This window comes from Nocardia sp. NPDC055053 (genome assembly GCF_053608285.1).
Genome location: NZ_JBSGVD010000002.1, coordinates 20,212 through 46,001 on the forward strand (window position 1 = coordinate 20,212; position 25,790 = coordinate 46,001).

Below are 25,790 nucleotides of genomic sequence, written 5' to 3' on the forward strand. Positions count from 1 at the left end.
CCGACCATTTCCCTACCACCGAGGCCGAGCCCGTGGACCAGAGCGATCTCGCGGTCGCAGTTTCGCCCCCGCCGAAGGCCGAGGCCAGGATCATGGACCCGGCCGAGTTGGTGATCGCGCACAACGTACGCCCCGAGGACCAGATCAACCTCGACACCCACCCCAAGGAAGTCGCCTCGATCCGCACGCTCGGGGTCCGCGACCCCATCCTGGCCGAACGCGGCCCCGACGGGCAGATCGTCGTCCTCGACGGCCAGGTCCGTGCCCCTGATCGCCCGAACCCTGGGCATACGGCAGGTTCCGGTCTACATCCAGGAGACAGACCGTGCGATCACCGATCCGGAACGGTTGATCGACCGGGCGCTGACCCAGATCAATCTCAACGATCGCCGCATCGAGCTCACCGAGTCCGCCCGCGCGGCCGGAGTCACCTACATGCTCGACCTGGGCGCCACGACTACCCGCATCGCCGAAGGGTTGCAAACCAACGCCGCCAACATCCGCAAGGCCGGCAAGATCGGCCGCTCATCGGTAGCCCGGAAGTTGTTGGACGAGAACCAGTACGGGCTCGACCAGCTCCAGGTCATCGCCGAATACGAGGCCCTCGACGACCACGACGCGATCGAACAACTCACCAGCGGCGGCCACTGGAACTTCGACTACCGCGCCGGACTCGTCGCAGGCGACCGCGCCGAACAACGCCAGCGCCTCACCGCCTCCCTGCCCTACGCTGCCGCCGGGTTCGCGATCGCAACCACCGACCCCGTCTACCTCGACCACGACAACTACGTCGCCGCCGAAGACCTCGTCACCGCCGACCAGTCGCGGTGACTGAATCCGGCATCTGGGCCGACCCCACCCGATGGGTGGTCGCGCTCGAACGGATCGAGAACGCCGAGCTCGTCGACGAGGACACCGGGCAGGTGATCGACCCCGACACCGTCGACTTCGACGCCGACGGCGATACCCCGCCCGCCGTGGGCTTGCGCTCCGCGCACGGCCTGATCCACCGGGATGTGTGGCTGGCGACCTATTTCCTGGCCGTCGACCAGCTCGAACCCGCCGAGCTGCAGCGACGCACCACCGACCCGGACCTCACCGGCGACGGTACCGACCAGGCGGAGACGCTCGCGCGGACCGAGGAGGACCAAGCAGCGATATCTGCCCGGCGCGGGGAGCGGCGCAAGGTAATCGAGCTCAACAAACTCGGCGCCGCGGCCAAGGCCCACCGAATCGAGTTCCTGGCCCGGTTGCTGTCGGGACGGACCTTGCCCGCCGGTGCCGCGCAGTTCGTCGCCGAGTCCCTGGCACGCGAGGCCGGGCTGCTGTCCGGGACGCGGGCGCGCGCGTTCGCGATGCAACGGCTCGGGCTGACTACCAGCGCCGAGCTGATCGAGCGCGCCACGGGCGGGACCACGACCGAGGGGTGGCGGTTCGTGCTCGGGTTGGTACTGGCTGCTCACGAATCCGCCCTCGGCAAGGACTCCTGGCGCCAGCACCGGTGGCTGCGCTCCAGCGCACCCCACTACCTGCACCACCTCGCCCAGGTCGGCGAATCGAAGGGGTTCGAGTTGGTCGATGTCGAACTCGCCACCGCCGGAGACCTCGACCCCGACACCATCGACCTCGAGTCGAACGCTCACACAGACGACCTGGCGAGCGATCCCACCGACGATGCCGACGCTGGGGCGAGCGACACCGACACCGCATCACCGGGACTCGGCGCAGCAGCCTGAGCGTGCAACGCACGAGGGGCGGCCCGGTCAGAGGTGGATCGGCCGGGCCGCTCCGTGCACGACCAGACGGGCCCGCCACCGACGCGGCCGGTTCGACGAGCAGGAAAGCACCTGTCTGCCAATCTGATTCCGAAGGAGTGCTCTGTGGTGGAAGCCGATCACGAACAGTCCGAATCTGCCTCGTTCGCTCAACTGTTCGGTGCCGACGCCTTCGCGGCGGTGAGGGTCAACGACGCCGGGCAGCTGATCGCCGCGGTCCCGGCGATGCTCCGGTTCGTTCCCACCCAGTCGCTGGTCCTGGCGCTGCTCACCCCAACCGCCGGCACCACCGCGCCGCGGCGCGCAATTCAGATGGTGGTCCGGCTCGACCTCGACGCAGTCACCGATCTGGCCAATGCAGGCGAAGTGGTGAACCTCCTGGAAACAATGTGCCAGCGCGAGAACGCCACCGCGACAATCGCGATAGTCGTCGACGACCGACCCCACGCCGCGGCGACCGCGAGGCTGGCCGTGGAACTGCTGCGGTCCTCGACGGTGGGGCTGGTCCATGCCTGGCTGGTCCCGATCATCACCGCCGGCGCGACCTATCGCGGTCTGCTCGACGGTGACACTGCCGGGACTGTGAAAGATCCTGCTGCCTCGCCGGTCGCGTTCGCCCAGATCCTCGACGGCGTCCAGATCCGCAGCAGCCGCATCGAATTGCTCGACCTGATCGCTGTCGATACGGATGCGGCCTCAGCGCTTGCCCCGCTCATCGACCCGGCAGTCGAGCACTACCGGACCGAGCTGGCCGCCGCGGTCGCGCAGGATCGCCGTACCACTTTTCAGCACGATGCCGCGAGAGCGGTGCTGGATCAGATCGCGGTCATCGGTGAATCCGGCTGCACCCCTGAGTGTGTGGCTACTGTCGTGGCGGCGCTGCGCGACGTGGTGATCCGCGACGTCATGCTCGGGTTGACCGGCACCAGCTGGGCCCCGGCCGCGCAGGCCCTGTGGCATTTGGTGGTGCGGGCGAGCACCGGTCGGGATAGGGCAGAAGCCGCGATGCTGTGTGGCTACGACGCCTATCACCGAGGCGACGCCGTCTACGCGAAGATCTGTCTGGAAGCGGCCTTGCGCGCCGACTCCGAACATTTGATGGCGGTCCTGCTCAATACCGCCCTCGACGAAGGCGAACGACCCGCCGGAATCGCGATGATCGCTCACACGGGACGCGCCGTCGCGACCGGCCTGGGCGTCGACCTCACCGGGACGGCCTGACTGGTTTAAACCATGATGCCGGGCCCCTCCACGCGCAGCACCCTTCTACTACAGCGGAATTAGCGTGGTTGATCGCGAACCTGGACACCAGTGATGCACGAATCTCGACACCACCCCACGACCAAGATCTTCGTGTTCGCGAATTCGGACACCATGCGGCGGCGGCCCGCTGCCTCACAGGGAACCGGTCCGCAATCCGACTCCGTAGTCGGTCAGTTCAGCCGATATCCGGGAAGCGCGCGTACATATACATGTCGCGTGGCACGCCGTCGATCTTCTGCCATCGGCGCAGCAAGCCCTCACGTCGATAGCCGGCCGACTCCGCAACGCGCCACGATCCCCGGTTCCACGGTTCGACGTACAACTCCAGGCGCGACACCTCATCGAGTGTCGAGCCCCAGGAACTGATCAGGCGTAATGCCCGGCCTGCGTAGCCATGGCGACGATGGCTGCTCTCGATCCAGTATCCGATCGACACCCGGCCGTGGCCGATCTCTCGCCGCCACAGTCCGATCTGTCCTACGGCTGTGTCGGTGTCAGGATCTGCGATCGCGAACGACCACCCCTCCCCGGTGGAGGCACGGTGGTGCTGCCGTCGAATGAACTCCCGGCCCGCAGCTTCGTCCCCGTGGGCAGAGACCGAGGTTATCGAGGGGATCAGCGGATCCTTGCCCGCGTCGACGATCAAGTTCGCATCGGAGGTCACGAACGGCCGCAATCTGACCGTATCGGTGTCGAGCACCGGCACCACCAACCTTGTCATGATTTCCATTCCATACCCGACAGCTCTCGCGGGCAATCGAATTCGCGTGGTGTCGGATGTCCTGTGCCAGTGAAGTTGACCTGTTGGCGAAGCGCTGATCAGCAAAAAGCCGTTCTGAACGGCACAACGAGTTCGGTCTTTTGCCACTGAAGTTGACCCAAGTCTCCTGCGGAGTGCCGATGCGGCGGTCCGTAGGGTTGCAGTATGCATGAGCCGGATTGGTATTGCGCTGAGGTGATTCCGCGTGCGATCGACGTCGAGGTCGTGGCCGAAACAGACCATGTGCTGGCCTTCCGTCCGCCGATTCCTGGATTCGGAACCGATCATGTGATCGTGGTGCCGAAGCGACATGTCCGTTCCCTCCTGGAACTGGAACCGGCGTTGGGGGCTCATCTGTTGGCGGTCGTCCAAGACGTTGCGCAGCGGGTCGTCGACCAGCATGGCGGCTGCCAGGTGCTGACCACGCTCGGCGATGAACAGCACAACCGGCACCTTCATCTGCATGTCGCCACAGGGGATGGTGTAGCAAGATTTGTTTCCCGTGGCTGATTCAGTGCAGTCGTATCAGGCCCGCGTCGGTGGCGTTGAAACCGCATGCTGTGCGGTAGAAGTTGCCCAGGTGCGGTTCGTAATCGACGTGGAGCCAGTCGATTCCGAGTTCCCGGAGATCGTTGGTGAGGGCAGCGACGATTCTGGTTCCGATGCCATGGTGCTGGTGGTCGGTGGCGACCATGGTATCGAGGAGGAAGGCGTGGGGGCCGCCGTCCCAGACCGCGTGGACGAAGCCGATGAGCCGGTCGTCGGTGAATGCACCGACCCATGATCTGCTGTGCCGTTCCAGCCGCGCTTGCCAAGCCGATCCTCAGCGCGCGGCATCGCGTCACCACACGCACTGGCCAGTGTCACTTCCGCACGGGTGAGGCCCGTGCGAGCACACGAAGTTGTCGGCCCTCACAGCTACCGTTGATTAGGCCAGCTGCATCACCGGTCTCGGGGAGGATCGCATGTACACAGATTGGGTGCGCCTGTCCGGGCGAAAGTTCCCCCTCGAGGATGTGCGCGCGGACCCCGACAACTACGCCCGCGCGCTGGCGGCCGCGCGCACCGAGAAGTCCGCCGAATGCCTGTGCCGGCCCGAACCCCTGCCGCTGGTCACCCGCGCGACCCAATCCGGCCGTCATCACCTCGCGTGCTGGCCGGGCACCGGGTCGAAGCATTTGCCGCAGTGTGCTTTTCACCGTCTCGACGCCGATACCTCCGGCGCCAGCGCCTACACCGAATCCGCGATCCGGGAAACCACCGACGGCACCAGCATCCGATTCGCCGCACCTCTGGTGAGCAACCCGTCCGAGAACACGACCACGCGCGCGGTCCTCGACCAGAACACCTACCCCGGCATCGGCCGCCGGTCGATGGGACTACTCGGACTGGTCCATCACCTCTGGGAGGCCTCGCGGCTGACCGCCTGGTCCGCGGACTCGCGGCCACGTACCTGGGACGATGTCGCCCGTGCTGTCGATGAGTACGCACCGACGCTCACCATCAGCAGACAACCAGCTACGCGCGTCCTGTTCACCGTCCCGGCCTACCGGCGCGAACTCGCCGCGAAGAACCTCGCCGCCTTCGACGACTTCGTCGCCACCCTGCGCGCCGACCAGAAACAGATCCGGCGCGGATTCGTCCTCGGCGAGATCAAGTCCATCGACAAGGGCCAGTACGGGCTGCGCTACCAGCTGGCCCACCAGAACCCCCAGCGGCAGATATTCCTCAGCGCCGACCTCGACGCGCGGCTGCGCTCGTCCTACCGGCACGCGTTCGCGCAGGCGGGGCAAGACGCGGGCGGGCGCAAGGTCGGGTTGTTCTACGTCGAGCGGTCCCGCGGCGGGTACGCGATCGCCGTCGATGCCGCGGTGATGCTCACGAATTCGGCCTACATCCCGAGTGATTCGAGCTTCGAGGTCTGCATGGCCGACGCGCTGCATGCGGCGGGTCGCTCGTTCATCAAGCCGGTGACCTACGACGCGGCCAGCGACGCCGTCTTCCCCGACTACGTACTCACCGATACGACCACCCCGACCTACGTCGAGGTGTGGGGCCTGCCCGGCCGCGAGGACTACGAGCGGCGCAAGGCCGAGAAGATCGCGCACTACCAGCGGACAGCGGCGACCCTGATCGAATGGAATGTCGGAAACCCACTGCCGAGTTTGCGACGCAACGCGGCCTGATCAAGCCTCCGATCCGGGAGGCGCGATTCACGCCTGCGAACGACGTTTCGAACTCATCGTCCAACGCTGCCCAACACCGGCTCTCTCGCGCCGCAGTGTTGGTCTCCGCTCGAAGGGATCGACGTTCGACTCCAGCCGAATTCGCGATCGCGGCCGCCGGTGCCGACCGAAGCGTCGTTGCACCGGGGTGAGGCGAGCCCTACTTGGTCTTGCTGACTGTGACAGTCTTCGTCTTCGTCGACTTCGGAGATTTGGTCGGCGTAGACGATTTTCCATCCGGTGCGGCGGTCTTGGTGACGGTGATGGTCTTCGTCCTCGGTTGTGCCTGCCCAACCTCGACGGGCACTGATCCACACCCTGCGCCTGTTGCGACGCCGCCACAGCCCACGCCGGTGGACACCACCCCTGCCGCCAGAACGGCGGCACCGATCGCGACGACGATCCCGGCCAACAGCTTGCTTGCCATAGATCCAGCCTCCTCCGTCGGACTTCGGACTTCGGACTTCGGACTCTACGTAGGAGCCGACCTGTCGTAGCCGACAACGAGTCCGCGTGTCGGCACTCGCCCAGCAGCACCCTCGCGCCGCGCTTCACCGGTGCAGCCAGCGACCGACCGCGACACAGACAGCCGCCTTCGGTGGTCCCCGGCTCGAAGGAGATGAGCCGGGGCAGCTAGACGCTACGCCGCGGCAATCGCTGCGTCAGGCCCGCAGTTGCTGGGGCACCGCAGCCCTCGACGGCGCGAACGGTAGCCCGTTGTGGCGCGGTTCAGGAAGCGGGTTCGGACCAGTAGCCGGTGTCGCGACCGTAGTTCGGTGTGGTGAATGCCTTGTCCCACGCCGCATCCGGGGCGAGTAGTTCACGCCAGGAGTCGACCTCGACATACATCACCCGCATCGAGTTCAGTGACGCGTAATGCAGTGCGGGCCCGTCAGTGCTGACCGCATCCGCCGCCACGGCAACCTCGAAGTTCTGCTCGAGCGCGGCCCGCACGGTGGCTTCCACACACACGTTGGTTTGCAGACCGGCCACAAGCACCCGCTCGATACCGAGACCTTTCAGCACCAACGCCAGCTCGGTGTAGGCGAAGAAGTTCGGACGGGTCTTTTTCAACACCACCTCGCCCGGCTGCGGTGCGACAGCGTCGATGATCTCGCTGCGCCACTGCTGCTCGCCGACCGACAGCACCGGCACAGCCGGGCGCGAGCGTCGGTGCCGCGCCGCGCGCGGGTTGATCGCCTGGCTCAGCATCTGCCGCGAATAGATCACCGGCCAACCCGCGTCGCGGGCCGCGGCCAGCAATTCCGTACAGGCCGTGATCGTTTCGTTCAGCCGCCAGATCGGTGGCCACCCGAGGGCGGATCGGACGTCCTCGCGTAGGTAGGCGTTCTGCATATCGATTATCAACACCGCGGCCGGTTGCGCCACCATGCCCCTCCTCAACCATGTTCCCGCCCTGCCCGATCCCTCGATTATGGCCGCCCAATCAGGCGCCGACACCCGGCGAGCCACCTGAAGAGCACGCGATCGGGCTACCGATCACCACACTGGGGCACGCGACGGTTGCGCGAGGGTATCCGCCACCGTCGGTTCTCGAACTCGCGGTTCAACGTCAAGCCTGTTGCCGTCTCGACTCGTCGAGCGGTCCTTCTGTCACTCTCAATCTGGAGGTTCCTATGGCCGGAGACACGGTCATCACTGTCATCGGAAATCTGACAACCGCACCCGAGTTGAGGTTCACGCCCGCTGGCGCGGCAGTGGCCAATTTCACCGTCGCCTCCACTCCACGCGTGTTCGATCGGAACACCAACGAGTGGAAAGACGGAGAGGCGCTTTTCCTGCGCTGCAACCTCTGGCGTGAAGCAGCGGAAAATGCAGCAGAGAGCCTGGACAGGGGCTCACGTGTGATTGTCACCGGGAGACTGAAGCAGCGTACGTATGAGACGCGGGAGGGCGAGAAGCGCCAGGTGGTCGAGCTCGAGGTCGACGAGCTCGGCGCCTCCCTGCGCTACGCGACAGCGAAGGTCACCCGCACCGGCCGGACCGGCAGCAGCAGCGGCGGGTTCACCCAGCCCGACACCCCGACCCGCACCAGCCACGCGAACAACACACACGCCGCGGAGACCCAGAGCGTCACTCCGAGGGGCAGCGAACCCGCCGGCGGGCGGGCCCCGTGGGCAACGCCGGTGCTCGCCGGGACAGCTGCCGGTTTCGGCGAGCCGCCGTTCTGAACGCACCGGTCTGCCGACCACCCAGATCCGTTGGGCGGCTTCCGGTCCGAATCGACCGATGGGCCGACGCTGGTCTGGGCGCCACCACCGAGCAGGATCAGGAGCGTGTGACGAAGATGAGTACCAGAGGGTTTCTCGGATTCGTGGCCGCCGGTCGCGAGACGATCATCTTCAACCGCTGGGACAGCTACCCGCACTGCCTGGGCCGCAACGTCCTCGAGTTCGCTCGGGCCGTACAGGACTGGTAACAGGTGCGCGCCACTGCGGCGGCACTGGTGCGTGCCGGTGACGAGGTGGAACCGACAGACTCGCAGATCGCGGAATCGGCGCCACCCACCGACAGCGGCGTCGCCGGGTGCCGCGGCTGGGGCTGGGGCTGGCCGGACTCCTACCAACCGCAGTGCAAGACCCAAAACCGACCCCGCTGAGATCCTGAAAGCCGGATACACCGGACACAATCCCGACTGGCCGGGTGACTCGATCTGGTGCGAGTGGGGCTACCTGCTCGATCTGGATCGGGAAGTGCTGGAAATCTACAAGGGTGGCTTTCAGGACTCCCCTCACCAGCAGGGCCGGTTCTGCGACCGCCCTGCGCCGCGCGACTGCTATCCCGTGCGACTCGTCGCGACCTACCCTCTGAGCGAGCTGCCCGACGGCGACACCTTCGTCCGCACGCTCACCGGCACGATCACCGGCAAGCACTGACGCCGACAGCATCGGACCTGGCAGTCCGCGATACCGGCGCAGGCGGATCCTCACGCAGCTTTGGTCAGCGATCCCCGCCGGGAGCGGGTCCATCGGTGGTGGGTCCGGGTGACGGTCTGGGGTGGACCCAGCCCTTCGAGGGCTACCAGGCCATCGTGCGCCACGGCTACGGGCCCGCGCCCGGCGGAAACGAATTCCCCACGCCGCCACCAGCCGCACCCACCGGTCTGGCCCTAATGGGCGCGGGGAATTCGCCCCCGCACGCAATGGCGCGTTCCCTCCGCCGTGTCGCCCGCTGTCCTGGTTTGTCGCCCTCGGCTGGGTCCACCCCAGCCCGGCACCCTCCTTTGTCGTGAAAAGCGTTGCGTTCCAGCGCGCCCGGGTGCCGCCGGTATCTCTCGTCCGAAAGTCAGGAGATCTGCTGTGTCCACTACCGCTCACCCCTACCCCCAGTTCCTCGAAGCACCGACCGCCGAACCCACCGTCGCCGAGCCTGCCGTCATCGATCCGGGGCAGGTGGCGGGAACTCGTGCGTTCCTCGACGCGATCTTCCAGATCGAGCTCCAGTTCGACCTCGACCGGCGGGCGGCGTTCAAGGCGTTCCCCGCCGCACTCGTGTTGGCGACCGACGCCGATTGGTGGCTGCTGGACTTCATGGTCGAACAGTTCACCCTGCACCCGCGCGAAGCCGCACTGCGGCGCCTGGACGCACTGTGGAAGCACGCCGACGAGCTTGGGCGTGAACGGATGCTGGCGTTGGTGCCCGACACCGATCCCGGCCTGCACTCCCACAGCGACCACGACCTCAACCACATCCTGGCCACTCGCGCGCGCCGCAACGGCACCACCGTCGACGACGAACGGGCCAAGCTCGAAGTCCAGCTCGCAGCCGCCGAACTGCCCCGCCAGTCCATCCGCACCTGGTACAACCCGCTACCTCGGCTGTCTCTGGCGCCGACCAAACGCATCGACGCGTCCCGGTTCAGCCCCGAGCAGATCCGAGCCCGCGTCGCCGCCCGCGGCCGACGCCGACCCGCCGAGCTCGAGCCGTCGGTTGTCACGACCTATGTGCGGGAGAGCTTGTTCGTCGACACCGAAGTCGCCGACCAAGCCCGACTGCGGCAGCGTTGGGCCGAACTGGCTGCCCGCGGAATCACTCCCACCGCGTCCGCGCCGCGTGGGTGGACCCCGCGGCGTCCCAGTGAACGTCCGCCGTTGCCCGCGGAGCTGTCCGAGGCGATCTGGGATCACCAGTACTGCGCACACGTCGCCGATCAGCGTGACCACGAACGCGCGCTGGCGGGTGAATCGGTGAAGTCACCGGAGCATTCCCACGCGTGGGCGGCCGAACGCACCGGACTGCGCTCGCGCGGCGACCGGCGCGAGGCGTATCTGTTCCAGGGCAACGGTCTCGACGACTTCCGCACCGCGATGACCCCGGTCGCGGGGTGGCGGTGCGTGTCGTGCTTCATCGAACGCCCCACCGCCGACCAGCGTCCCGTCCACGCCCGCGGTCATGTGCTGCACAGCGACGACGGGCTCTGCGATTACTGCCGTAGCGACGGCCGCACCGGTCTGCCCGAGCTCGCGCCCGGGTTCACCGGTGCCGATCTCGCCGCCGCCTACTGCGCGTATTTCACCCAGCACTACCGGGATTCGGCGTGCGCGTTGCTCGGCGAGGTCCGCCGCCGCGCCCCGGAGTGGCTGACCGCGGTGATCGACCGGTTTCTCGCCGAGCACTCCGACCTGCCCGGCGCACCGGCACCGGTCGAGGTCGACGCCGAGCCCGCACCGACAGCGGTCCCGACGAAGCGTCGCCGCGAGCGGGTCCTGCCGCCCGGGCAGCGGCCCGGCAGGTGCGAAGGGTGCACGAAGTATGTGCCCGTGCATGACGACGGGTTCTGCACAATCTGCCGGGTCTATCTCGGCCTGTATGTGCCCGGGCCGCGCGAGCGGCGCCTCGTAGCCGCCTGACCAATTCCCATCCTGTCATCGGCTGGGGCACCGCCAGTGCTGGTGCCCCAGCCGCTACGCCTCACCTCACCCACGACCACCGAATCCGGGAGTCCACGATGAGGACACCCACCTACGACGTCTACCTCGACAACGCCGTCATCACCGGTTCCCTCGACGAAGCACTCGACACGCTCGACGCGGCGTTGGCCGAGTTGTCGGCGACGATCGGGATCGTCCGCGAAATCACCCCGCACGCCACCGGTGCGCTGATCCGGTTCACCGGCTCCACCACCACCCACTACCTCATCGCACCCCACGACACCGACGACCACCCCGCCTGGGGCGCGCTGATCCAGGCACGCCTCCAACGACGCTGGCGCAGCGCCGCCTTCGCCGTGCGGCCTGTCGACACCTGGGCCCGCACCGACCACCTGTGGCTGTCGTGGACCGACGGACCCACCTCCGCCGACGTCACCGTCTTCCTGGGCTACTCGTTCCATCCCTTCACCGGGAGTGAGCGCCACGTCAACCGCGTCTGCTCACTCACCGCTTGGAAGACCCTGGCTGCTCTCGCCGAAACCACCGATACGATCGAGGTCCCTCGCACCGCCGGCGGCGATATCGATTGGGCTACCGCGGCAACGCTCACCCCCGACCCTTCGCCGGTCAACATCGCGGGCTTCGTCTTCGACACCGCCACTGCGCCACCGCTGACCGTCGCCGAGATCCTGCGCGAGCTCGCACGCCACGTCGACCTCACCCGCATCACCACCGATACCGCCGCACAGATCACCGCGCCTATCCTCACAGTCGCCGACCCGGGTTCTGGTCCGATCCGAGTCACCCTCACCGACGGCACCGCGGCCGTCATCGTCGGCTACCTCGCCGTCGAAGACCGCGCACCGCTGGCGCCCGGGGCTCCCGTCGTCCCTGTCGGGCCGCAGCCCGCCGCCGACAGCACCGAACAGGCGATGGCACTGGTCGAGGTCGGCGACTGGGAAGTCCTCGCCATCGCCGCCGACGGCACGTTGACCCGCCACTTTCTCGGCGACGGCGATTTCACCATCACACCGACGCGCTGGATCCTCTACCCCGTCGACCGCGGCCCCGGCGGCTACGCCCTCACCCGGCGACCGGTCACCTCGACCGCCCCCACCCGCGACCCCGCTTCGCAACTGCGGGGTGTGTTCGTCGACGGGCCGACCACGATCAGCGAGATCTTCGGCTAGACCCTCCCGCGTCCGGCCACTGACCTCGCGCCCACCTACCCCGACAACCAGTGGAGGTTCGCCGGTGTTTCATCGTGCTCGCCACGCCCGACCCCGCCGCCGCTTCGTCGCCGCGCAGACACGACGCGCCCACATCTTGTGGGTCAGCGTGTATCTCGGCGACGACTCCTTCTTCGGCGGCTACACCGCCGATACCTCGGTGACTATCGCCGACCGGTCCGCTCTCGACATCTCGATGCGCACCGCCGACTTTCAGATCTTGCAACGGATCTTCGATGCCGCCTTCGACCACCAGGTCGTGCTCGACCGTGTCTTCGCCGCGCTCAACGGCCACCCCGACGACGGCGACGAGGCACTCACCGATCGCTGGTACGGCAAATGTCACCGGTCGCTGTCGGTCGGTGACGTCGTCGCGCTCGGCACCCGCCACTACGCGTGTAGCCCGGTGGGCTGGCAGCAGGTACCCCCACCCCGCTGAACCACCACCCAATACAGATTCTCTCGACCGCTCGCGAACCTCGGCCCGTCCGTGGCCGTCGCTGCTGGTGTCGTCTCCGGCGCGGCGGCCACACTCACCGCACCCGACGTCCAACCCCTCCTGCTCAAGCTCAGCTCCACCCAGCCCACCACAGCTCGCCCTCCACCCGTACACCCACCCTCCGCCATGCCTCGCACCGCAACTACCGCACCCTCTTCCGCCCTTCACACACCTCCCACTCCCTCCTCAACGCCCCTACAGCAAGCACACATCTCTCGTCACGAAGTCGAAATATTCCGTTCAAACCACTCATTCTGTGACTTCACTCACAACTCCTGGGGGGGGAGAACTATGAACGACCGAATTGCACGGCCCCACAAGGGACGCCAACGTCGACGTGCCTCCAACCGACCACAAGTCTCGATCCCGGACCTCGGTACCACCATGGGGTGGATTCGAGACGATCTCGGACTCACCCAGTCCCAAGCAGCCGCAGAGCTCAACTTCAGTGCCGTTCACTTGGGGCGTTTCGAACGCGGGGAGGCCAAACCGCCCCTCGACACGCTCGAGAGGATCATCAGCGGCTACCGCCTCGATCGAGATCTGGCCTCACATCTTCGCGAGCTCGCAGGACCCCCGGTCATGCTGGCCCCACCCGAGGCATTGCGCACGTACGTCCAGGCCGAGAAGTCCCTGATGCTCAACCTCGAACGGTTTCAGGCCCGCGCCATCCCAGCTGCCTTCATCGATCCGTTCTGGAATGTGCTGGCGTACAACGACTTATACGCCGACACCATTCCCGGCATCGACGACCACCGCTCCGTGGCGGTCTGGGTGCTGAGCGAGCAGGCCAAGCGCGTGATCGTCGACTACGAAGCCGAAGCTTCGTGGACGGTCGCGATGCTGAAATCAGCCTTGGGACGCCACCGCAGCTCAGCACAAGCCAACGAACTCGTGTCCGCCCTGGCGCCGATCAGCGACGCAAGGCGGCTATGGGCAGCAAGTGTGAACGTCTCCTACGGACGCGACTCACGATGCCTGCTGCACGCCTATGACGCCGACCGCAAACGAGTCTCCTACCTGCTCTCACTGAGCGTCGGGATAGCGGCTCATCACGTCCAGCTCGTCACGGCCACACCGGAGGCGTGCTCCAGACCCGCCCGCAACTAGCCGTCGACGACATCCGACCGGCGCAGTGGCGACAAACTCACTGCGGCCGGTCGGGGCCTTGTGACAGGACACAGAAAAGACGCTATGCGGCTGTGCGCGGTTCGTCACCAATTTCTCCTCGCCGGGCAGGAAATTGGTGGCGAACTTCCGCGTTTTCAGGTTTCCTGGATGCGGGAAGAGTCATTGATCGGGCCTAGAGGTGCCCGATGCAATTTCATGCAACTACAGTCCCAAGCCATCTGCGCAAGGGTCCTTCAGCGCTGTTGTCACAAGCCATCGCAGTGTGTCGCCGGAGGCGATTCCGGTCATCAAATGCAACTGATCGTGACTCCGACTCGTACGCTGCCCGGCCAGGATTGCGCAATTTTCGGCACCTGGTTCCCCGCCGCACCCAGAAGACGAACGCGAGTTTTCTCGGCGATTGCCACTCGCCTCTGAGGTGTGGCGCCCAGCACCGCGCACCCGTGATCCACGTCGAGTACGGCCGGAGACACGCCGGTGCGTGATGAAACCTCGACCCCGAAGCCGGCGCCGCTGCGCCGGTGGGTCAACACCAGAACCGCCGCCGACCACCTCGGCATCCACCCCGAAGTGCTGCGGCGCTGGGCCCGCCAGCCAGGCAAACACACCTGGCTACCCAAACCTATCCGAGTAGGAAGGGAATTCCGTTGGGACATAAACGAACTCGAATCAGCCCTCGCGAACACGGGCGATCTGCCACCCGAGCACGACGGTGAGACGGGGTAGACCACCGCGCCCCCTCGGAGTGCCCGGCAAGCCGATGCTCACCGAGATCGCCCCCGGACACTGGAAGGCACGCATCTACATCCGAGACACCTCCGGCCGGCGACGTGACGTCACCCGCTTCTCCCCGATCAAGCTCAATGCTCAAGGGCGCGAGCTGCCCGATCGCACCGGCCAGCGCGCGCTCGATGCCGTGCTTGCTGCCGCCGTCGACATCCGCGTCGACCTCGATGACGAGCTGTCGGACTCGATGACCGTCTTACAGCTGTGGGGCCACTACCGCGACCACCTCGTTTCCCTCGGCCGCGCCGCGGGCACCATCAGCCGCTACGACGAGGCCGCCAAGACCTTCGACGTCGCTTTCGGCGGCCGACGCCTCTTCGAAGTCACGACAGCGACCGTGGAAGCCTTCCTCAAGGAGGTCGGGCACGCCCGAGGCCCGTCGAACATGCGCACCGCCCGCAACGTGCTCTCGGGGATGTTCCGGTTCGCGTGCAGCCGGACCCCGCTCGAGGTCAACCCGGTGCGCGAGGCGAAGATGGCCGAAAACGTCGGAGCCAAGGGCCGCACCGGCGGAGCCGGTGACCTGACCGTCGACGAACTGCGCTTCATCCCGTCCTCGGTCCGAACCTCGCAGACGCCGTGTCCCCGCAAGCTGTCCAAAGCCGAACGTTCCAGAGGCACACCGGTCAAGGCCTACACTCCACCCACGGTCGCGGCCTACTGCGACGGCGCCGACCTCGCCGACGTCATCACCCTCTACGCCGCTACCGGGCTACGCCGCTCCCAGATGCTCGGACTCGTGTGGTCCGACATCGACCTCGACGAAGCGACACTGCACCCGGTCGGCAAGGTCGTCCGAGTCGGCGGCAAAGGACTGGTCCGGGTCACCGACGACGATGACCCCAAGAACCACACCGGCATCATGGCGCTACCCGATTTCGCCGTCGCCATGCTCAAACGCCGCAAAGACGCAATGACGGCCCGGCGCCTGACCTCGCCGCCACAACCCGGAATCGAAGACCTGGATCTGGTGTTCCCATCCGCGGTCTGGACATTGCGGGACCCACAGAACGTCGGCCACGCGTGGCAGCGGGTTCGCGAGGCACTGGGCTTCGCCGAGGACATCACCCCGCACAGCTTCCGCCACGCCGTCGCCACGATCCTCGATGACGCGGGCCTGTCGGCGCGTGTCACCGCTGACGTCCTCGGCCACGTCGACGTCTCGATGACCCAGCGGTACTACATGGCGCGCGGACGCCCGCACCGGACCGCGGCGAACGCCCTCGACCGCGCCGTTGGCGACGCACCAGTGGATCTTGACGCGTGACCGGTCCAACGTCGGTCACAGTCACGCGCCACGGTGTTGCCGTCGGCTACGGCGAGGTCTCATCGGTCGTGCCATCACATCGCGCCGGTCGTCGATCGAGATCGATTGCGACCCGGACGTCGCGAACGATCTGATCGACGACCGACTCGAGCTTCCAGCTCGCATCGATGCGGACTTCCTCGACGAACGGCAACGGTTGCCATCCGTGGTACCACTGCGTCATCTGGGCCGGCGAGAACTCCTGCGCTTGGGGCCTGCTCGCATGCCGCCGGACCGTTTCTTCGAACGACAGATCGAAACTGTAGAACAGCACCGACCCCGCTGACACCGAGAGTCGTTCGAGCATCTTGCCGTACCGGCCGACATCGAGGATGCCCTCCACGATCACGATCAGCCCGCGAGCTAGCCCGAAAGTAGCGACATGCTCGATGAGATCGATGTTGACTGCGGCGGGAGCATCGAGCTCGCGAAGCATCCTCCGGCGGACCACATCCTGTGAAACCACCAGGCATCTGGCACGCGGAAACCGCAGCTGCACCGCGTGAGCCACAGTCGACTTGCCTGAGCCAGAGTTACCTCGCAACACGACCAACACGCTCGCAATAGCACTGGTATCGGCTATGCGGAAGATCATCTGTGCCAGCTCCTCTCACCTATTCGACCCAGCGGATCGATGGTCGTCTTGGTCGCGTGCCAGGCCGACGACAGCCGGTCAAAGCCTGTGTCGAGTGCCTGCTGGAACACACCCCCACGCGTGTGGGGACGACCTGTACTGCCTGTCCTCATCGGCCCGATCAGCGGCTCACCCCCACGCGTGTGGGGACAACCCTCGATGCCAACCCGTACACGATCAACCTCTGGGGCTCACCCCCACGCGTGTGGGGACGACAGTGTCACCGGGTACATGGCGATGCCGTCGTCGGGCTCACCACCACGCGTGTGGGGACAACAGCACCGCCGCGATCAAGGCACGGTTGATCCGGGGCTCACCCCCACGCATGTGGGGACGACGAACCGTTCTTGCCCACGGATGAGCAGATGCGGGGCTCACCCCCACGCGTGTGGGGACGACGGCAGGTTCGCGATCATCGTCTCGACCGCGGCCGGATCACCCCCACGGGTGTGGGGACTACGGGGCGTAGCAGTGGCGTCTGGACCGGAAAGAGGGCTCACCCCCACGCGTGTGGGGACGACGACCTGGTGCTCATCGACAACCCGCCCACCCTGGGCTCACCCCCACGCGTGTGGGGACGACACTTCCTGACCAGCAGCTTGTAGCCGATGTCTGCAGAATTTCATTCACTTTCATCCAACTCTGGAACGCCGAGGCCCTTGCAAGGACTAACGCGTCGGGACGAGGCTCAATAGCCCACAACCATAGGATTTCCCGCGCCCGACCCCGCTGGTGATTGCGTCCCGAAGCTGGGAAACGTCGGCGATGGTCGCGGTGCCGTCGAAGCGAGTCGCGGCATGGCGGACCGGGTTGGTCTCGCGTCCCTTTCGCCCGCGAATGTCGGCTAGCGCGATCGCCGACATCGTGTTGACCACGAGACCAGAGTTGCTGGCGCGTTGGATCCACCATTGATCGGCATCAGCTCCGCGCAATGCCACGATCTTGCCAGGACGTTCGTGGCCACGTGGTGTGCGTTTGCTCGGGTTACCGACCAAGCGGTACCGCATTTGCGCCCCGACAGTGAGGTGGTCGAGAAGTTGATCCAGCGACCGGGTCGCGGCTTCGCCGTATCCGGAGGGAAGCGCGGTCAGGTTCGGTGCGTGGCGGCTTTGGATGAGTAGTTCTGTCGCGATGGGTGTTTCGTCGAGCCGATACAGCAGTCCGGTCAGTTGGCGGGCGTTGTCTCCGAGGCCATCGGGCATCATCGACATCATCGTGCGGTGCAGATCGACGGCGTTGGTGAGGTCGCGACGCACGGCGCGGTCGCGCAGGTTGAGCCGAATCCGGGTTAGCCACAATGTCATGACACTCCCATATAGGTGAACAGTGCTTGCTGATAGTCGAGCGGCCACGCATGCCACAGCCCTTCGGGGAGGTTGCTGCGCGCGGTGACCGTGACGGTTCGACTGCGGTAGCGGCGCCGGACTGGATCGAAACTCACCGGGACGTCCGCCATTTCAGTGGTCGTGCCGGTTTCGGTGGGATGCTCGGTGACGACGTCGATGCTGGATCGGCGCCGCGCATGGATCGGGACCACCGTATGCAGATCCTGGACAGGGGTCTCGCTGTAGCGCAGGAGCATGGGTTGTTCGGGCGGGCATGACCGGCGACCCAGGTAGAGCTGCCATCGTGGGTTGGCCAGCGAGACAGCCAGTTCGGCGACCACGTCGTCAGGTCCTTCGACAGCGACGGTGAATGCGGCATCGGAGAGGTAGTAGCGGTTGGTCACGATGGTGCCTTTACCGGCGCTGCGGCGTTTGCCGTCGGCGGTGGGCACGGTGTGGTGAGGTGATCGGCCGCCGCCGACGGTGTGGTAGTCGCGGATCTGGATTCCGGGTCGGTCGATGCGGATGGTGAACCGCAGCGGGTCCAGCACGGACAACCCGTCGACGTCGGTTCGTTCGATTCCGTGGGCGGCGGCGAACAGTCCGATCAGTCCGGAGCGGGTGGGGAATGGTTGGGTGTCGCGGCGAGCGAACGCGCTGTGTTCCCCCCAGCTCTGCAAAGGCGCCGCCAGCCGCAGCAGCAGCCCGCTCATGCGCCCGCGTCCGGGTACGCGGTCGCAGTCGCGGTGGCAAGCAGGTCGGTGACGCTGTCAATGCGGGCGCCGATGCCGGTGTAGGACTCGTCGTCGATGCTGGTGAATCCGTCCCAGGCCACGCTCGCCGCGGTCCACATCCTTTGCAGGCGGGTCGCGTACTCGGCGAGCCGTGTGCGCGACGGCGCCGCCCACCCGCTGGTGCCGGCGGTGACGGGTGCTTCGAACGCGGCGGCCAACGACACGGGCCGGTCGGTGCGGACGGCGACGTGGATGAGTTCGGGCAGAGTTTGTGCGGCGGTGGAGTTCTGTTTGCCGGTGGGGACTGTGGTGGCGAACGCGTGCAGGAACGCGGCCACGAGCTCGCGGGCCATCGCGGTGTCGCCGCCGAGGTTGGTGCGCAGGCCTTGCAGGTCGACGTTGGCGTAGCGGTAGAACACCCCGGAGGAGAATTCGGCACTGTTCATGTGTCCACTGCCGCGGATGGTGGAGGGGATGTCGTCGACGGCGGTGAAGAAGTCGATCTCGGGTTCGGTGCCGTGGGTGGTGAAGGCGTGCGCGACCTGGACCGCGCCGTCGACGTCGCCGCCGGGCAGCTCGGCCAGCATCCGCCCGAGCAGGTGGATGCTGCCGTTGCGGCTGGTCAGGATCGCAGCGACTTCGCTGGTGGGCAGCACTCCCACGAGTTTCTTCGCCGTGGCTTGTGCTTCGATCGCCGCTCGGTGGGTCTCGGCGAGGTCGGCGAGCGCGTCGAGTGCGTCGGTCGGCAGGTACAGCAGGACCGAGCTGCTGCCGTTCGCTTCGACGGCCAGGCCTTCCTTCTTGGCGTCCTTGACCGCGGACTTGAGGACCTGCACGCCGGCGGCGTCTGCCAGCTCTTGTGGCCAGCCGCGATCTTGGAGGCGGCGGCTGACTTCGGGGGCGACGCGGCGGGTGCGCACGGCGTGCGTTGCCGTCGTGTTCTCGACCGCGTGGCGGGTGACGCGTTTCCAGGCTTGGCTCGATACGCGGGTGCGTTCGGTGCCGCCGTAGATCAGCTGTTTCGGGGAGCCTAGGTCGTCGCGGTTGAGGTTGCTGTAGGGCAGGGTCTGCAACAGGTGGATGTCGAGGAAACGCGGAACAGCAGCAGCGGTGGTCACGGACGGTGGGTCCCTTCGGTATCAGATCCGGTGGCGGCAATGGTGTTGGTGGAGCGATCGAGCTGGTGGAGGGTGCGGTAGTAGTCCTGGAGCCAGCGTTTGGTCACGCGATCTCGGGTGGTGTCCCACTCGGCCAGGTCGACCAGCAGCCGCTCCCAGGCGACGTCGACCTTCTTCTCGCGGATCTGCAGGACCAGCCCAGGCAGCTGGCGGTGCACACCGTGCAGTCCTTGGCGGCACAGCAGTTGGAGCCGCGCGGCGGTGGTGTCGGCGTTGAGCAGGTTCGCCGACACTGCGCGAGCCAGCGACACTCCCAGGCTCTGTCCCAGTGCCTGGCGGACATCGATCCAGCCCGGCCTCGGTCCGGGCGGGGTCGCATCGGGTTGGGCGTCCGTGCCGGTCGGCGGCCCAGCCACTTCTGTCTCCTCGTCGCCGGTCAGATCCTGCTCCGTTGAGTCGGCTGTGGAGGGATCGGCGTTGTCGGCGTGGGCGTTGTCGGTCTCGTTCTCTTGGTCGCGGGCGGCGCGGGGTTGGGCGGCGATCATGGCTGCGATCGCGTAGAAGGCCCGCTCGATTGCTGGGTTCGGGTCCGGGGGCAGGTAGCGGGCGACGATGCGGTGGGATCGGCGAGTTCGCGGATCGTCAGGGGTCAGGCGCAGGCTGCGTCGTAGGTCGGCGCGGTCGCCGCTGCTGGCGCTGCTGGCGCGGTTGATGCGGTTGACCCGTTCGACCAGCGCGCGGGCGTGGCCATCGAGCCGGTGCCGGTAGGCAGCCATCACAGTTCCTGTCCTCGGAGGCGGGGTGGTCATTTCTTCTCGGGGGTTTCGAACAGCAGCGTGCGGGCACGTTCGATCGCTCGCCGGGTGCGTGGTCGGTGCCCGGCACCACCGTCGGTGGTCTCGTCGAAGGCCTGCAACCCCAGCGTCCGGAAACGGCGTAGCGGGCGATCGAAGTCGTTGTCGCGGATCTGGCGCCAGAACTCGCGTTCCGCGGTGGGCCAGTACCGGGCGGCCGCGGTGGCCACCCAGGGGCCGGGGTCGATGTCGGACTCGCGGCGGACCGGCCCGGACTTGCGACTGTCTGCCGGGAGGCTGTCGGGCCCGCCGTTGCCCGGGTCGTTGATCGCGATCCACGCGGTGCGCACCGCCCGGTCCATCCGCCGCGCGATCATCTCGGCCGCGATTCGGGCGCGGCTGAGGGCGGCCGCAGTTTCCGGGTCGGCCAGCCGCCGCAGCACAGGTGGGGTGGTGGCGGTGTACCACTGGCGGTCGCTGGTTTGGGCGCGGTCTTGGTCGAACCCGAAGGCACGCACCCGCAACCGTTCGAGCACCTCGGGATCGTCGAGCTGCATCGCGTGAGCGAAGACCTTCGGGCGGTGGCTGTGTTGGATGCCGGCATCGTCGAGCAGGAGCCCGTCCAGATCACGCCACAACGCGCGATCGGCGTTGGCGAAACGCGCATACCGTTGACCGGCCTTGCTGGTCTGATAGATCAGGAACGGATCCTCCACCGCCGGAACCGGATGCCGGAACGCCCACGTCCGATACCCGTCGACGACCTGTTCGCGATCGGGCGAGGCGACCAGCAGCAGCGCATGGCAGAACCTGCCCGCCAGGACACCACCCACACCGCGGGTCGGTTGCGGTGGTGCCAGCGGGTCGGGCAGTCGCGGCAGTTCCCACCACGCGTAGTCCTCGCCGTCTGCGGTGGGGTCATCCTCGAGGAACGGGATCGAGACCAGCAGCGACTCGAAGACGTTGCGCCCGACGGGGTGATAGGACACCAAGCCCCGCAAGGGTGCGGATTTGGCGTTGGCTTCGCTGCGTCCATCCACGGTGCGAGCGGTGCAGCGACCCGGTGCGCCGTGATACAGCTGGGCGATCAACTGCAAGGCGGCCTCACCGGCGTCGATCGGGACGGGGTCGGCGTCGCGGTGATGCGACATCCAGGACTGGTTGTTGCCTGCCGGGCGTCCGAACACCACGGTGTTCAACCCGGTCGCCCGAGCGCACTGATCTGCCAGCCGCGGGTCTTGTAGCCACGGCCACTGCGGGTCGAACAAGTCGAACCGCCCAGCGTGCTCGTCGAAGTAGCTGCTCACCGCGCCGGGGTCGAAGGCGCCCTGATCGAGGATCGTGTCGCGTAGCGCGAACCACTCGTGCGGGAGAAGGTCTCGGTTGTCCAGCCCGGTCACGCGGGCGGCGATGACGGTCAGGATCCGCCACAGGCCAGCAGCGGCCGGGGCGAGGTCCACGCTCAGGTCCTCGACCAGATGCGCGTTCAGCAACAACGACTCCAGGCTTTCGGGCTGGAGAAGGCCCTTCTTTCGCACAGGAATCCACGGCGAACGACGAAGGTTCAATGGACTGTCCACTTTCGTGAGAAGCAGTGACAGCGACCAGCAGGTTCGCGGTCGCGCGGATGAGGCCGCCCGGATGTAGGCCGGACATGGTCAGGATCGGATCAGGTGCCGCGTCTCGACCAGGCCGAGGTCGTGGTCGAGAACGCATTCGCGCTCACCCAACGACATCGCGGCACCGAACGTGGTGGCGGTCAGCAGCGCGACGCGGCATAGCAGCGGGTGCTTCGCCCACCCGGCCGGTGGTTGGTTGTGCACGGCCAGGTTGCGAGTCCAGGTGCAGGGTACCGGGATCGACTTGGACAGCAACGCTTTGACCTGCGTTGGGGAGAGGCGATCACGACCGTTGGTCGGCAGCGGCAACGCGACGGTGTGCTCGGCATCGAGCCAACGTTGTCCGGCCGCGTCGGTGTAGCAGCACACGACGCGCCCCGAGTCGGCGCCGAGGCGAGTGGAGTAGAGCTCCGGGTCCAGATCGGCGAAGGTCAGCGGCGCCAACTCCACCAGCGCACCGGGGGCCGGGATCCCGACCTGCTCGGCCACCGCCCGCGCGAGTCGTTCATCCGATATGCGGTCGAGGTCGGATGCGCTGGGCTGGCCGTCGGCGAACGATTCGTCGTAGACCTGCTCCATCAATCCTTGTACGTCGGAGGGGATCTCGACCTCTCGGTCGGCCGCCAGTAGCGAGGCTGTTCGTTCCAGCAGCGAGGTCGGATAAACCATCGGCCACCCGCCGGGGATCACCAAACCTTCTGCGCCGGTAGGGATCAGCACCTCCAATCGCTTCTCGTGCGCCCACTCCGGACGTTGCTCGCGCTGGTGGCGTTGTCCGCGCCCGGCGCGTTGCAGCAGCAACGCCAGCGGAGCGAGGTCACTGATGATCAGGTCGAAGTCGAGGTCCATCGACTGCTCGATGACCTGGGTCGCGACGACCACGCCCCAGGGCCGCAGCCCGGTCTTGCCGTAGGCATCGACGATTTCGTCGGTGAGCTCGTCTCGCCGATCGACCGGAAACCGCGCGTGAAGCGTCCACAACCCCGGTCCCTCCGAGCCGAACTCGGTGTCGAACCATTCACGCAGCACCTGATAGGTGATCTGAGTATCGGCGACGGTATTGCAGATCACCGCGACACAGCCCGACCGGGACTCGACCAGTCCAGCCAGCAGCCTTCGCAGCGCCTCTTCCCTGACCGGACGGTTCTGCCGGATCGGCACCCGATGCTGGCGCAGAACCAGTGTCGATGTCGGTGTTGAGACCGAAACCCTCGACACCGTCCCGGTTTCGGCGTCGGCATACAGCCAGCCCGGGTACGGGCAGCCTTCCAGATCCGCGGTGCTTCGGTGGCCGGCACCGGCCAGGTAGGCGCGTGCCAACCGCTGCCCGACCGCGGTCGGCAGCGTCGCCGACAGCAACACCACCGGTGCCCCGATACGGCCCAGCCAGGTCAACAGCCCGCACAACAGTCGCTGCATATAGGCGTCGTAGGCGTGGACCTCGTCGACGACGAGGACCTTGCCCGCCAAACCCAGCAGCCGGAACATGTTGTACCGGACCCGCACTCCCGCCATCAGGGCTTGATCGATGGTCCCGGTCGCCCACGGCGCCAACAACCCCCGATACGCGCGGATCAACCACTCGGTCACCGCCAGCGGATCCCCCACCACTCCCTCACCGGTCACCACGCCATCGCCGACCGCCCCGGGGCCGTAGGCGTCGTGCATCCACGCCATCGAGTGCAGCAACGCCAACGACGCCCGGCCGGTCACCCGCCGCTGCCCGTACTCGATCAACCGCTCATAGATCTGGTTCGCCGTCGACATCGTCGGCAGCCCGAACACGAAACCCGACGCTCCCGACGCTTCGGCCATCGCCCGGGCCGCGGACAGCGCCAGTTCCGTCTTCCCGATCCCGGTCGGTGCTGCGACGATCAACAGCCCACCGCAGCGCCCCATCTGCACAGGCAACTGCTCCTGGACCGAAGCCTGCAACGCGTTCGGCGCGAACCCGTGCTCGGCCTCGAAATCACCTGCCGCGAGCGACAACCGGCCCAGACCGGCCTCGTCGAGCAGACCCGGAATGCGGGCTTGGACCCGCGTGAAGTAGGCGTGCAGCTGCTCTCGGCTCCCGTCCGCAGGCAGATCGCCCAACCGTTTCTGCAGGAACGACTCCTGCGACACCAGCCAATCGGCCAGCACAACGAAGCCCGAAATCACCGCCGCCGCAGCCGGATCGATCGACGCCGTCGGCGAAGGCGAACCAGCGCACCGGTGGATCGCGTCCACCATCAGCAGCCGCTGCTGTTCCCACCGTCCACTCCCCAGCTCGGGGACAAACGCCAACGGCTTGGCCCACACCCTGACGTCGACGTCGAAGAAGCAACCGTGATGGCCGCCGAGCAGCTGTGCCACCATCCTCGCCGGACGACGCGCGAACCCGTACCCGGTCAACGCCGATACCAACCACGCGTGCGAGCCGTACTCATGGCTACGGCGCTCGCCAACACCAGGCGGATAGTCGACCACAGGGCCGGAAAACGCTACCGGATCAAGAGATTGGAAGCAGTGCATCGCCTTGCCGATGTCGTGCAGCCCTGCCCACCACACCACCAGCGCACGAGCCCCCGCCTCGTCCACTCCCAACCCGCGAGCGATGAACCGCCGCAGACCGGGTGAGAGCCACTGATCCCACAAAACCCCTGCTGCGGCACCAGCATCCAGCAAATGGCACATCAACGGATACGCGGAGGGCAATCCTTTCGATTTGCCCCACAACCGAAGATCGACCAGCCCATGATCAGCCATCCACGCCCCTCGTCCGACCCGACGAACGGCAACCGTAGACCACCCCACCGACAACAACCGACGGGGCAGCCCGCTGGACAACACGACCGCAAAACAGCAGCCGACACGCCCCCACGCGTGCGAGGAGAGGGCATCGCCAAGGCGAAGTTTGAGCTGCTGCGAGACATCGGCTCACCCCCACGCGTGTGGGGACGATCGCGGCACGACCCGCGAGTGCCCGAAGTGCCGGGGCTCACCCGCACGCGTGTGGGACGGTGGGCCTGTATAGGTCCTATACAGGCCCAGCGCCGGGCTCACCCCACGCGTGTGGGGAGGACTTGGTCATGAGCTGGCCGAGCAAGGTCGGCGGGGGCTCACCCCCACGCGTGTGGGGAAGGACGCCACCCGAGTCACCTGGATGCGCTGAGACGTGGGCTCACCCCCACGCGGGTGGGGAGGACGGCAACTCGCAGACGCAGAACGTCGACATCCAGGGCTCACCCCCACGCGTGTGGGGACGACGCCTCCGAGCACGCCGCCCACTACGGACTGCGGGACTCACCCCCACGCGTATGGGGACGACACCTGCTTCGCCGTCACGCCGCCGACGAGCGGGGACTCACCCCCACGCGTATGGGGACGACCGATCCCGCCCTGCCGACCAGGCCGCCGCGCTGGACTCACCCCCACGCGTGTGGGACGACGGCCGGATCGAAAACCGCACGCCCCCACACCTGGACTCACCCCCACGCGTGTGGGGACGACACTTGTTGACCAGCATTGTTGTCGCGCGACACCTCGTTTTTCATTCACTTTTGATTTGGCACATCCACTTCGGGGTTCGCATGTGTCGGTCCCTTGCCTCGCCTATTTCCTGCGCGTGGCGCCGCATGGTTGTCGAGGTGTGGGTTCGCAGAGTCCTCGGCCGAATTAGTGGTGACTTAGTGGGGAAAAGTTCAGGCCGGGTTTCGAA

24 protein-coding genes and 1 CRISPR repeat array are annotated in these 25,790 nt (G+C 66.8%); of the genes, 13 read left to right on the plus strand and 11 right to left on the minus strand.

Translation table 11 applies throughout. The annotated features are described in order from the left end of the window. Positions 1–261: 261 nt before the first annotated feature. The 3 genes from ACWF82_RS02010 (at position 262) to ACWF82_RS02020 (ending at position 2,996) form a co-directional block, all read left to right on the plus strand. Positions 262–831 (plus strand): hypothetical protein, encoded by a 570-nt coding sequence (locus ACWF82_RS02010; protein ID WP_452497033.1) that lies wholly within the window; start codon positions 262–264, stop codon positions 829–831. Continuing rightward, entirely contained in the window at positions 828–1,736 is a 909-nt protein-coding gene (locus tag ACWF82_RS02015) for a hypothetical protein (RefSeq protein ID WP_452497034.1), read from the plus strand. Before ACWF82_RS02010 ends, ACWF82_RS02015 begins: the two co-directional genes overlap by 4 nt. 144 nt (positions 1,737–1,880) lie before the next feature. Further along, positions 1,881–2,996, plus strand: coding sequence for a DUF4192 domain-containing protein (locus ACWF82_RS02020; protein ID WP_452497035.1), 1,116 nt, complete (start codon positions 1,881–1,883; stop codon positions 2,994–2,996). Between the two features lie 217 nt (positions 2,997–3,213). Here ACWF82_RS02020 and ACWF82_RS02025 read toward each other — a convergent pair whose 3' ends face one another. Continuing rightward, positions 3,214–3,768: a GNAT family N-acetyltransferase gene (locus ACWF82_RS02025; RefSeq protein WP_452497036.1), complete on the minus strand. Its 555-nt coding sequence runs from the start codon at positions 3,766–3,768 to the stop codon at positions 3,214–3,216. Positions 3,769–3,963: 195 nt separating this feature from the next. Here ACWF82_RS02025 and ACWF82_RS02030 point away from each other — a divergent pair, with 195 nt between their 5' ends. Continuing rightward, the gene (locus tag ACWF82_RS02030; RefSeq protein ID WP_452497038.1) at positions 3,964–4,308 is read left to right on the plus strand and encodes an HIT family protein; all 345 of its coding nucleotides are present in this window, start codon (positions 3,964–3,966) and stop codon (positions 4,306–4,308) included. A gap of 1 nt (position 4,309) precedes the next feature. Here the strand turns inward: ACWF82_RS02030 and ACWF82_RS02035 are convergent, their stop codons facing one another. Continuing rightward, positions 4,310–4,600 carry a GNAT family N-acetyltransferase gene (locus tag ACWF82_RS02035; RefSeq protein ID WP_452497694.1) on the minus strand — a complete coding sequence of 97 codons (291 nt, stop codon included), beginning with the start codon at positions 4,598–4,600 and terminating at the stop codon, positions 4,310–4,312. 163 nt (positions 4,601–4,763) lie between these two features. On the opposite strand from ACWF82_RS02035, the gene ACWF82_RS02040 reads away from it, so the two are divergent. Next, positions 4,764–5,984 carry a DUF1173 family protein gene (locus tag ACWF82_RS02040; protein WP_452497040.1) on the plus strand — a complete coding sequence of 407 codons (1,221 nt, stop codon included), beginning with the start codon at positions 4,764–4,766 and terminating at the stop codon, positions 5,982–5,984. Positions 5,985–6,183: 199 nt separating this feature from the next. On the opposite strand, the gene ACWF82_RS02045 is transcribed toward ACWF82_RS02040, so the two are convergent. Beyond that, the gene (locus ACWF82_RS02045) at positions 6,184–6,450 is read right to left on the minus strand and encodes a hypothetical protein (protein ID WP_452497042.1); all 267 of its coding nucleotides are present in this window, start codon (positions 6,448–6,450) and stop codon (positions 6,184–6,186) included. Positions 6,451–6,752: 302 nt separating this feature from the next. Next, complete coding sequence (locus tag ACWF82_RS02050) at positions 6,753–7,415, minus strand: cysteine hydrolase family protein (protein WP_452497044.1); 663 nt, start codon at positions 7,413–7,415, stop codon at positions 6,753–6,755. A gap of 245 nt (positions 7,416–7,660) precedes the next feature. On the opposite strand from ACWF82_RS02050, the gene ACWF82_RS02055 reads away from it, so the two are divergent. The 8 genes from ACWF82_RS02055 (at position 7,661) to ACWF82_RS02090 (ending at position 15,827) form a co-directional block, all read left to right on the plus strand. After that, on the plus strand, positions 7,661–8,215 hold the full coding sequence (locus tag ACWF82_RS02055; protein WP_452497045.1) for a single-stranded DNA-binding protein: 555 nt from the start codon (positions 7,661–7,663) through the stop codon (positions 8,213–8,215). A gap of 116 nt (positions 8,216–8,331) precedes the next feature. Then, positions 8,332–8,463, plus strand: a complete 132-nt coding sequence (locus ACWF82_RS02060; RefSeq protein ID WP_452497047.1) for a hypothetical protein — start codon at positions 8,332–8,334, stop codon at positions 8,461–8,463. Between the two features lie 274 nt (positions 8,464–8,737). Then, positions 8,738–8,920, plus strand: coding sequence for a hypothetical protein (locus tag ACWF82_RS02065; protein ID WP_452497049.1), 183 nt, complete (start codon positions 8,738–8,740; stop codon positions 8,918–8,920). Positions 8,921–9,343: 423 nt separating this feature from the next. Then, positions 9,344–10,894: a hypothetical protein gene (locus ACWF82_RS02070; RefSeq protein ID WP_452497051.1), complete on the plus strand. Its 1,551-nt coding sequence runs from the start codon at positions 9,344–9,346 to the stop codon at positions 10,892–10,894. Positions 10,895–10,992: 98 nt separating this feature from the next. Beyond that, positions 10,993–12,105 carry a hypothetical protein gene (locus tag ACWF82_RS02075; RefSeq protein ID WP_452497052.1) on the plus strand — a complete coding sequence of 371 codons (1,113 nt, stop codon included), beginning with the start codon at positions 10,993–10,995 and terminating at the stop codon, positions 12,103–12,105. Positions 12,106–12,169: 64 nt separating this feature from the next. Next, entirely contained in the window at positions 12,170–12,583 is a 414-nt protein-coding gene (locus ACWF82_RS02080) for a hypothetical protein (protein ID WP_452497053.1), read from the plus strand. 351 nt (positions 12,584–12,934) lie between these two features. After that, positions 12,935–13,753: an MmyB family transcriptional regulator gene (locus ACWF82_RS02085; RefSeq protein WP_452497055.1), complete on the plus strand. Its 819-nt coding sequence runs from the start codon at positions 12,935–12,937 to the stop codon at positions 13,751–13,753. 781 nt (positions 13,754–14,534) lie between these two features. Continuing rightward, a complete protein-coding gene (locus ACWF82_RS02090) occupies positions 14,535–15,827 on the plus strand; it encodes a tyrosine-type recombinase/integrase (RefSeq protein WP_452497057.1) in 1,293 nt (430 codons plus the stop codon). Positions 15,828–15,873: 46 nt separating this feature from the next. Here the strand turns inward: ACWF82_RS02090 and ACWF82_RS02095 are convergent, their stop codons facing one another. The 7 genes from ACWF82_RS02095 to cas3 all read right to left on the minus strand — a co-directional run bounded on the left by ACWF82_RS02095 (position 15,874) and on the right by cas3 (position 24,838). After that, on the minus strand, positions 15,874–16,461 hold the full coding sequence (locus tag ACWF82_RS02095) for an AAA family ATPase (RefSeq protein ID WP_452497059.1): 588 nt from the start codon (positions 16,459–16,461) through the stop codon (positions 15,874–15,876). A 105-nt stretch (positions 16,462–16,566) separates the two neighbouring features. Continuing rightward, positions 16,567–17,079: a CRISPR direct-repeat array (repeat unit 25 nt; unit sequence GGCTCACCCCCACGCGTGTGGGGAC). An 89-nt stretch (positions 17,080–17,168) separates the two neighbouring features. Next, entirely contained in the window at positions 17,169–17,804 is a 636-nt protein-coding gene (cas6e, locus tag ACWF82_RS02100) for a type I-E CRISPR-associated protein Cas6/Cse3/CasE (protein WP_452497061.1), read from the minus strand. Then, positions 17,801–18,538 carry a type I-E CRISPR-associated protein Cas5/CasD gene (gene cas5e / locus ACWF82_RS02105; protein WP_452497063.1) on the minus strand — a complete coding sequence of 246 codons (738 nt, stop codon included), beginning with the start codon at positions 18,536–18,538 and terminating at the stop codon, positions 17,801–17,803. Before cas5e ends, cas6e begins: the two co-directional genes overlap by 4 nt. Then, on the minus strand, positions 18,535–19,677 hold the full coding sequence (cas7e, locus tag ACWF82_RS02110; protein ID WP_452497065.1) for a type I-E CRISPR-associated protein Cas7/Cse4/CasC: 1,143 nt from the start codon (positions 19,675–19,677) through the stop codon (positions 18,535–18,537). Before cas7e ends, cas5e begins: the two co-directional genes overlap by 4 nt. Then, positions 19,674–20,453, minus strand: coding sequence for a type I-E CRISPR-associated protein Cse2/CasB (gene casB / locus ACWF82_RS02115; RefSeq protein ID WP_452497067.1), 780 nt, complete (start codon positions 20,451–20,453; stop codon positions 19,674–19,676). Before casB ends, cas7e begins: the two co-directional genes overlap by 4 nt. A 29-nt stretch (positions 20,454–20,482) precedes the next feature. Beyond that, positions 20,483–22,051: a type I-E CRISPR-associated protein Cse1/CasA gene (gene casA, locus ACWF82_RS02120; protein WP_452497069.1), complete on the minus strand. Its 1,569-nt coding sequence runs from the start codon at positions 22,049–22,051 to the stop codon at positions 20,483–20,485. 78 nt (positions 22,052–22,129) lie between these two features. Next, positions 22,130–24,838: a CRISPR-associated helicase Cas3' gene (gene cas3 / locus ACWF82_RS02125; protein ID WP_452497071.1), complete on the minus strand. Its 2,709-nt coding sequence runs from the start codon at positions 24,836–24,838 to the stop codon at positions 22,130–22,132. Positions 24,839–25,790: the final 952 nt, after the last annotated feature.

What these genes read in the sequence shown, in the direction of transcription:
- ACWF82_RS02045 (WP_452497042.1), bottom strand. Translation starts at nt 6,450, where the DNA reads ATGGCAAGCAAGCTGTTGGCCGGGATCGTCGTCGCGATCGGTGCCGCC.
- cas3 (WP_452497071.1), bottom strand. Translation starts at nt 24,838, where the DNA reads ATGGCTGATCATGGGCTGGTCGATCTTCGGTTGTGGGGCAAATCGAAA.
- ACWF82_RS02025 (WP_452497036.1), bottom strand. Translation starts at nt 3,768, where the DNA reads ATGGAAATCATGACAAGGTTGGTGGTGCCGGTGCTCGACACCGATACG.
- cas6e (WP_452497061.1), bottom strand. Translation starts at nt 17,804, where the DNA reads ATGACATTGTGGCTAACCCGGATTCGGCTCAACCTGCGCGACCGCGCC.
- ACWF82_RS02090 (WP_452497057.1), top strand. Translation starts at nt 14,535, where the DNA reads ATGCTCACCGAGATCGCCCCCGGACACTGGAAGGCACGCATCTACATC.
- ACWF82_RS02050 (WP_452497044.1), bottom strand. Translation starts at nt 7,415, where the DNA reads ATGGTGGCGCAACCGGCCGCGGTGTTGATAATCGATATGCAGAACGCC.
- ACWF82_RS02030 (WP_452497038.1), top strand. Translation starts at nt 3,964, where the DNA reads ATGCATGAGCCGGATTGGTATTGCGCTGAGGTGATTCCGCGTGCGATC.
- ACWF82_RS02040 (WP_452497040.1), top strand. Translation starts at nt 4,764, where the DNA reads ATGTACACAGATTGGGTGCGCCTGTCCGGGCGAAAGTTCCCCCTCGAG.
- casB (WP_452497067.1), bottom strand. Translation starts at nt 20,453, where the DNA reads ATGGCTGCCTACCGGCACCGGCTCGATGGCCACGCCCGCGCGCTGGTC.
- ACWF82_RS02095 (WP_452497059.1), bottom strand. Translation starts at nt 16,461, where the DNA reads ATGATCTTCCGCATAGCCGATACCAGTGCTATTGCGAGCGTGTTGGTC.
- ACWF82_RS02075 (WP_452497052.1), top strand. Translation starts at nt 10,993, where the DNA reads ATGAGGACACCCACCTACGACGTCTACCTCGACAACGCCGTCATCACC.
- cas5e (WP_452497063.1), bottom strand. Translation starts at nt 18,538, where the DNA reads ATGAGCGGGCTGCTGCTGCGGCTGGCGGCGCCTTTGCAGAGCTGGGGG.
- ACWF82_RS02060 (WP_452497047.1), top strand. Translation starts at nt 8,332, where the DNA reads ATGAGTACCAGAGGGTTTCTCGGATTCGTGGCCGCCGGTCGCGAGACG.
- ACWF82_RS02055 (WP_452497045.1), top strand. Translation starts at nt 7,661, where the DNA reads ATGGCCGGAGACACGGTCATCACTGTCATCGGAAATCTGACAACCGCA.
- ACWF82_RS02085 (WP_452497055.1), top strand. Translation starts at nt 12,935, where the DNA reads ATGAACGACCGAATTGCACGGCCCCACAAGGGACGCCAACGTCGACGT.